Raw genomic sequence first — 219 nt, forward strand, 5'->3', positions numbered from 1 at the left:
GCTGCACCGTCTTCTGTCACTGTGCCTGTGTCAGCTTTCGCTTCTGGGGCAGTATCTGTAATGAGAATGATCAGATTCGTCGCTGCTGAGCTTTCATCGGCATTGTCTGTCACTATAATTGGGAAACTATCACTTACGCTGCTATCACCACCGCTGTGGTTTTTGCTGGTGCCACTTTGTTGGTAGCTATAACTGACTTTGCCTGTTACTGGATCATAG

Annotated in this window: 1 protein-coding gene; it reads right to left on the bottom strand. The window is 47.5% G+C overall.

Annotated features, from left to right (window positions below):
• On the bottom strand, positions 1 to 219 hold a 219-nt coding region (locus C8322_RS14330), incomplete at both ends, for a hypothetical protein (protein WP_213065976.1).

Source organism: Acinetobacter sp. SM1B (assembly GCF_003289665.1).
Classification (GTDB): domain Bacteria; phylum Pseudomonadota; class Gammaproteobacteria; order Pseudomonadales; family Moraxellaceae; genus Acinetobacter; species Acinetobacter schindleri.